Origin of the sequence: Constrictibacter sp. MBR-5 (assembly GCF_040549485.1) — a bacterium.
Classification (GTDB): Bacteria; Pseudomonadota; Alphaproteobacteria; order JAJUGE01; family JAJUGE01; genus Constrictibacter.
In genome coordinates this window covers 1-5,853 of record NZ_JBEPTK010000038.1, presented here as the reverse complement: position 1 = coordinate 5,853, position 5,853 = coordinate 1, and the positions used below count along the sequence as shown (strand labels likewise).

The 5,853-nt window shown below is 62.1% G+C and carries 6 protein-coding genes and 1 tRNA gene; 4 read left to right on the top strand and 3 right to left on the bottom strand.

Translation table 11 applies throughout. The features are described from left to right. Both ABIE65_RS27665 and ABIE65_RS27660 read left to right on the top strand, forming a co-directional pair. Window positions 1–352: hypothetical protein (locus ABIE65_RS27665; protein ID WP_354081980.1), on the top strand; the 352-nt coding region annotated here is incomplete at its 5' end. Between the two features lie 53 nt (window positions 353–405). Further along, complete coding sequence (locus ABIE65_RS27660; protein ID WP_354081979.1) at window positions 406–2,106, top strand: methyl-accepting chemotaxis protein; 1,701 nt, start codon at window positions 406–408, stop codon at window positions 2,104–2,106. Between the two features lie 143 nt (window positions 2,107–2,249). On the opposite strand, the gene ABIE65_RS27655 is transcribed toward ABIE65_RS27660, so the two are convergent. The 3 genes from ABIE65_RS27655 to ABIE65_RS27645 form a co-directional block, all read right to left on the bottom strand. Next, window positions 2,250–3,116 (bottom strand): universal stress protein, encoded by an 867-nt coding sequence (locus tag ABIE65_RS27655; protein ID WP_354081978.1) that lies wholly within the window; start codon window positions 3,114–3,116, stop codon window positions 2,250–2,252. Between the two features lie 187 nt (window positions 3,117–3,303). Next, window positions 3,304–4,224 (bottom strand): mechanosensitive ion channel family protein, encoded by a 921-nt coding sequence (locus ABIE65_RS27650; protein ID WP_354081977.1) that lies wholly within the window; start codon window positions 4,222–4,224, stop codon window positions 3,304–3,306. Between the two features lie 138 nt (window positions 4,225–4,362). Then, window positions 4,363–4,902 carry a GreA/GreB family elongation factor gene (locus ABIE65_RS27645; protein WP_354081976.1) on the bottom strand — a complete coding sequence of 180 codons (540 nt, stop codon included), beginning with the start codon at window positions 4,900–4,902 and terminating at the stop codon, window positions 4,363–4,365. A gap of 315 nt (window positions 4,903–5,217) precedes the next feature. Between ABIE65_RS27645 and ABIE65_RS27640 the strand changes: the two genes are divergently transcribed. Both ABIE65_RS27640 and ABIE65_RS27635 read left to right on the top strand, forming a co-directional pair. After that, window positions 5,218–5,646 (top strand): hypothetical protein, encoded by a 429-nt coding sequence (locus ABIE65_RS27640; RefSeq protein ID WP_354081975.1) that lies wholly within the window; start codon window positions 5,218–5,220, stop codon window positions 5,644–5,646. A gap of 40 nt (window positions 5,647–5,686) precedes the next feature. Continuing rightward, window positions 5,687–5,828: transfer RNA gene (locus tag ABIE65_RS27635), tRNA-Gly, on the top strand. Window positions 5,829–5,853 lie beyond the last annotated feature (25 nt).

The following is a 5,853-nucleotide window of genomic DNA, read 5'->3' as shown; positions in this document are numbered from 1 at the left end:
GCCGGTGGGCAGTCTGATCAACGTCACCAGCAGGGGGTCATTTTTGAACGCCGATACCCCCGCCAAGGGGGTCAAACTTGCACGCCGAAACACAGTCAGCACTTTCCTGGGCGGTGACGAGATCACCTCGAAGGCCCGCACGATGCAGGCCCTGGTGCAGGTGGCCCAGGTCGTGGCCCAGGCACCAAACGCCATCGGTTATGGCAACGCCGCCAGCATCACCGATGCCGTCGCTGTCGTTCCCGACGTCGTGGTTAAGCAGCCGCTCGGCCTTGCCACCAAAGGGGCGCCGAATGCCGACGTCCAGAAGCTGATCGCCGCAACCGCCAAGTACGGCGCGTCGGTCCAGTGAAATGGAGGGCGGCCTCGGGCCGCCCTCTGTGGCGACGACGAAAACCCAATCCAGTGGCGGTGTCGGACATGTTTAAGCGGCTATCTGTCGGGGCGAAGCTGGGCGGAACGGTAGGCGCGGCGCTTCTGGCGCTGTGCATCATGGGTGGTCTTGCAGTCTTCGCGTCGCACAAGATCGGCAGCCTCGGACATGAGCTTCATGTCGAGGCGATGTCGCTGTCTGACGCCGAGCAGGCGATGGCGGTCGCAGTGGAGCGCGCCGTAGGAGAGGTCAATGCTGCGCCCTCGGAGCTTGATCTCGAATTACTGAAAGCCAGACAGAACCGGCTGAACAATCAGTTGGATGTCGTCAGGAAGGTGCTGACCGACACTCTGTCGGGGGTCGCGTTTGAGGGTTTCAAGGCCGGAGCCAGCGCCATAGCCGGCGCGCTGGACGAGTTCCAGGCTGCGTCGACGATCGTATTCGATAAGACAGCGGCCTTTGCTCAGCCGGAGGCAATCGAGGCTCTCTCCAAAAATGTTCTCCCGGCGCAGGCTGCCTTGCAGGCTGCACTCGAACAGTTCGCCTCTATCGCGCAGCAGAGCAGCGAGGTCAAAGCGGCTGAGATCGCGACCGCCATCGCGGTCGTCGACGCGGCTGTGATTGCTATTTCGGTAGCGCTCGTCATAGGCATCGCTACCCTCGGCTACACCACCGTTTCACGAGGGGTGGTCCGCCCGGTGGCCGGGATGACGAAGGCGATGCAGGACCTCGCGGGTGGTGACGCGAGCACGAATATCCCGGGTATAGGCCGGCGTGATGAAGTTGGCGACATGGCTGCCGCCGTCCAAGTCTTCAAAGACAACATGATCACGGCGGAGAGACTCGCCACCGAGCAACGGATCGAGCAGCAGCGGAAAGAGGCTCGGCAGGCTGCGATCGAAAAGCATATTGAGGATTTCGACCATACCTTCTCGCAGATGATCGCCGTGTTGTCGGCAGCATCGCAGGGAATGCAGGCAACAGCTCAGGAGATGTCGGAAACCGCTGTAGAGTCGACACGGCAGGCATCTGCGATCGCAGCAGCCTCCGAGCAGGCGTCGGGCAACGTGCAGACGGTGGCCAGCGCCGCCGAAGAACTGTCCTCTTCGATCAGCGAGATCGGGCGGCAGGTTTCCGAATCGACCCGCGCCGCCGGTCAGGCAGTGCAGGACACGCGGGATACCGGCGAGCAGGTGCAGGCTCTCCACGAAGCGGCGCAGAGAATCGGAGAGGTCATAAAGCTGATCTCCGCCATCGCCAGCCAGACCAATTTGTTAGCGCTCAACGCCACCATCGAGGCTTCGCGAGCCGGAGAGGCCGGCAAGGGCTTTGCGGTTGTCGCCTCGGAGGTGAAATCGTTGGCCACGCAGACAGCGAAGGCCACAGATGAGATCAGCATTCAGGTGACGGCAATCCAGAGCGCGACGGAAGGCGCGGTGAGGGCGATCCGCACCATCGACGCGACGATCGGTCAGGTCAGCGAAATTGCGACTACCATAGCGTCGGCAGTGGAGCAGCAGGGAGCAGCAACCAAGGAAATCGCCTTCAACGTTCAGGAAGCGGCAACCGGCACCGCACAGGTGTCGTCCAGCAGTGTCGGCGTGGCGGAAGCGGCGAACGCAACCGGTGCCGCCGCCGCAAAAGTGCTCGGCTCTTCGGAGGAGCTTACTAGGCAGTCGGACGCCCTTCGCAACCAAGTGGACAGCTTTATCGCGAAGATTCGTGCCGCCTAACTGGCCGTTGCCGGTGTCTTCGAGGAAGCTGGGGCGAGCTTCCTCGATGTCGACCTCGAATGCGCCCGCCGCCGGCGCCGGGTCGAACGATCGGGGACAGGCGCTTCCGTAATGCAACGACCGTGCGGCGCTTCGGATGCTCGCTATTCGGAACGCTGTGGAACGGCAAGGACATCGCACTCGATATCGCGCAGGACGGCTTCAGCGACGCTCCCGAGAAGAAAGCGCGCGGCCCCTGTCAATCCGCGCGTCCCTATGATCAGGAGATCGGGCTTCTCCTTGTCGACGCGCTTCTTGATCGAGAGGAAGGGCGGCCCTTCCTCCAGTGCTATGCGCATCGCAGGCGTTCCCAGGCCCAGGTTCGCCAGGAACGATGTGACATTACGGCGCGCCTCGGCCATCTCGTGTGCCACATGCTCCTTGACCTTGTCCCGCGCCACGTTCGCGTAGATCAACATACTCTTCGCCATAGGCTCGAAGGCATGCAGGAGAAGGACATCCGCGCCGTCGAGGAAGCCGAGTTCCTCAGCAGTGCGCAGCGCATGGGCCGACGCGTCGGATAGGTCGGTCGTCGCCATGATGCGGCGATAAGGGCCGACCGGAACGTTGTTCACCATGAGCACCGGATGATGCCCCGTCCGCATGACCCGCTCGACCGTCGTTCCGACGAAGATATCACGAAGGATCTGCCTGCGATGAGCGCCAAGGGCGATCAGATTGGCCTCGGTCGCTACCGCACTGCGGACGATCTCATCGAAAGGGTCTCCAGCCCTGATCAGCGCCAGGGGTTCCACACCCGCCGCTTCCCGTAGTGCCGATGCCTGGGACCGGAGCAGCGCTTCGCCTTGCCGCGTTTCCTGTTCCACCATCTCAAGAGGCTGATCGTCGTCGACGATGTGCAACAACCGCAGTTCGGCACCATGCTCGCGACACAGCCGCGCTGCGCGCGCCACCGCCCGTTCGGAGCGGCCCGAAAAATCCGTCGCTGCTAGCAGCCTCTTGATTCCCATTGCGACCTCCTCCGCGAGAAACCTTTCCTGCTCAGTCGGCGGCCGGTATCGCCGCAACTTAGAGCGCTCACGCCTAGTGCAGCATCGCTTGATCGCATGCTCCGGTAGACTGGCAGGAACCTCTGTCGCCAACCAGGCCGCCGCAGCAACAGCCGCAGGGGGAGCGCGGTGGGCGATATCGCCCGCTTTACAGCGAAATTGCCGCACTCACCGCATAGGGGGCACTCCCCTCGGAGGATGCCCTGACATGCCGATGCGGAGGCGGCACGCCCGCGATTCGCAATTCTCTGTCGATCTCGCTGAGCACCGAATCCCGGCAATCGATGTCGTCATCAAAGTGTCCGATCCAGTAGCGAACCGCATAAACGATTCCATCCGGTTCGTAGGCCAGCAGCCGGACATCTGTCGGATGGTCGCTGCGGATCAATGGCGACTGTGCCGCTGCGGTGGAGAGTATCTCCCTCGCCCGCGATGCAGGCGTGCCGTGGTCGAGAGTTACCTCAACCTGGGCGCGGTATTGCGGCTTCGGTGCGCTAAAGTTGGTCAGCACCTGCCGCGCGATCACGCTGTTCGGCAAAGCCATATAAGTCGAATCGCGCGTGAGCACGCGCGTGGTTCGCCAGCCGATTTCTACGACCCGCCCCTTCACCAGCCCGTGAATATCGACACTATCACCGATTCGAAATGGGCCTTCGACGCCGAGTGCCACGCCGGACAGAACGTCTGCCACCACGTTCCGAATAGCAAACCCGACCACGGCAAGAATCAGTCCCGAACTCGCCAGGGCGCCGGAGGCCGACTGCCCGAGGACAAGCGTCAGCGTGGCGATGAGCGCGATTAGAAAAAACGCAGCGGACAACAGATCCTGGAGGAGTTTCGGCGCCCTCCTGCGATCCTGCCTGCCTCGCCCCAGCACGACCCCAACCAGGCGGCCGCCCAGCCATGCCAGTGAGAAGTAGCAGAGCCCAGCAAGAATGACGCGCACACCCTGGGGTTGTTCATTGAGAGAGAATGATGCGAATGCCTCAGCCTGGAAGGCGTGGGCAATCAAGCCGATGATAGAGAATATTACCGGCCATAAGATGCGTCCGAAGAATGTCTTGCGCATGGCTGCTCTCGCAAATCCGCATCCCGGTGCGGCTGTATGAGCCGCACCGGCTAATGAACTATCTCGCCGTTGACGAACGGCGCTCGCCGACCCCGGCGCTCGGAGATCCGACCGGCGCCGATCGCGGCCCCTGGTCTTCTACGACCCGATTTTCGATCGGGAGGCCGCTTCTGGTTGAAAAGCGACGGAGTGTAGGGTGAGAGAGGCGACACTCCCGTCATGGCGGAAAAACTGCCCGGTTTGCCCGCCTCGCATGCCAAGAAGCGCTAAGCCGAGCAATGTCATTACGGAAATGGTCAATCCCACCGTCGTTTGCTCAGGGCGTAGAATGAGGATGCGGGACTGTTGGCCAAGCGCGCCGGCCGAAAATATGACTCGGCTGTTGGCGGTAGCGACATCATCCGCTATCGCTGCGACCGGTTGTACATCAGCATCGGCAAGCTTGGCCGAAGCGTAAGCAGGGAACAGGTGAAAATATTCACCTTCCGTGAGCGCCTCCAGTAAACGCAATTCAAGCGCCGCATAATCGCGACTTGTCAAAGTCGACCGAATGGGTCTTTCGATCGCGCCGCCCATGGAGGAGGCTGAGCGCTCAGGATTCCCAATACCATCTCGACCGCACAGTACTTGGTTGCTGGCGCGGCCCGCGTCGCCAGTGATGCGATTGATATCGAACATGACTCTTCCCCACAGATAGGTAACTATCTGACAATAGCGCGTTGTCGTCTCTGTTGAGGCCCCCGGTGCGAAGGTGGCGCGGACGCGCCTACGCAGACCGGGGCAGGGAGCCTGCGACCAGCGATCCTGCGAAAAGCAGGAACTTTCTTGGGGGTGAGGCTAGAATCATGGCGTTTTCAAAGTGGGCCAGCGCACTGCACTTTTCAATGTGCCGATGCAGCAGGAGTGAGACGGTGACTGACGCCGGTGGCTTCAGTTGACGAATCCCGGAACTGGGATAGACGTCCTACCAGTCAGAACGACATGGAGGGCAAGGTGCCGATCAAGCTGAAGTTCGCGGAAGTCTCCCGCGCGACGTCGACGACTGCGCGCATGCGCAGCCCCCGCGACGTCATCGTCGGTGCGCTGAACGAACAGATCGCACTGGCGCAGGCCACGATGCGCGGTGAGGCGTTCACGGTCGAACGGCTGGTCTACCAGAAGGGCGAGAAGGGCAAGGTGGCCAAGAGGGTCACGCCGCGTCAGTGGTGGTTCGAGACGGACGGGAAGTTCTTCGGCGAACTGCGTTTCGGCAATGGCCCGGTCGATCTGTCCGGCAAGGGCCTGACCGCCTTCGAGTGCGGAACGGCGCTGTCGGACGTCGTCGCCATCTTCGAGAAGCTGCGCGACGCCGTCGGTGTGGGCGAGTTCGACGCGCAGATCGCCCAGGCGCGGGAGAAGGCGATCCGCAAGGCGGCTGCCTGACCACTGCAGCCTGCCCCCCTTCCGCGTGCGATTACTTGGCGCGGAAGCGGGGCAGGGCGGTCATGCACACTTCCTGCACAGCCAGAAATCGGCCTGTAAACCATTGATGAAAAACGCGAAAATCCTCGCCCCTTACCTTGCCAACGTGAGGGTCGAGGGTTCGAATCCCTTCTCCCGCTCCAAGTTTTCGGAGCAATATCAAGGCGC

Coding starts and splice junctions, on each gene's coding strand:
- ABIE65_RS27655 (WP_354081978.1), bottom strand. CDS start 3,116: ATGGGAATCAAGAGGCTGCTAGCAGCGACGGATTTTTCGGGCCGCTCC.
- ABIE65_RS27650 (WP_354081977.1), bottom strand. CDS start 4,224: ATGCGCAAGACATTCTTCGGACGCATCTTATGGCCGGTAATATTCTCT.
- ABIE65_RS27645 (WP_354081976.1), bottom strand. CDS start 4,902: ATGTTCGATATCAATCGCATCACTGGCGACGCGGGCCGCGCCAGCAAC.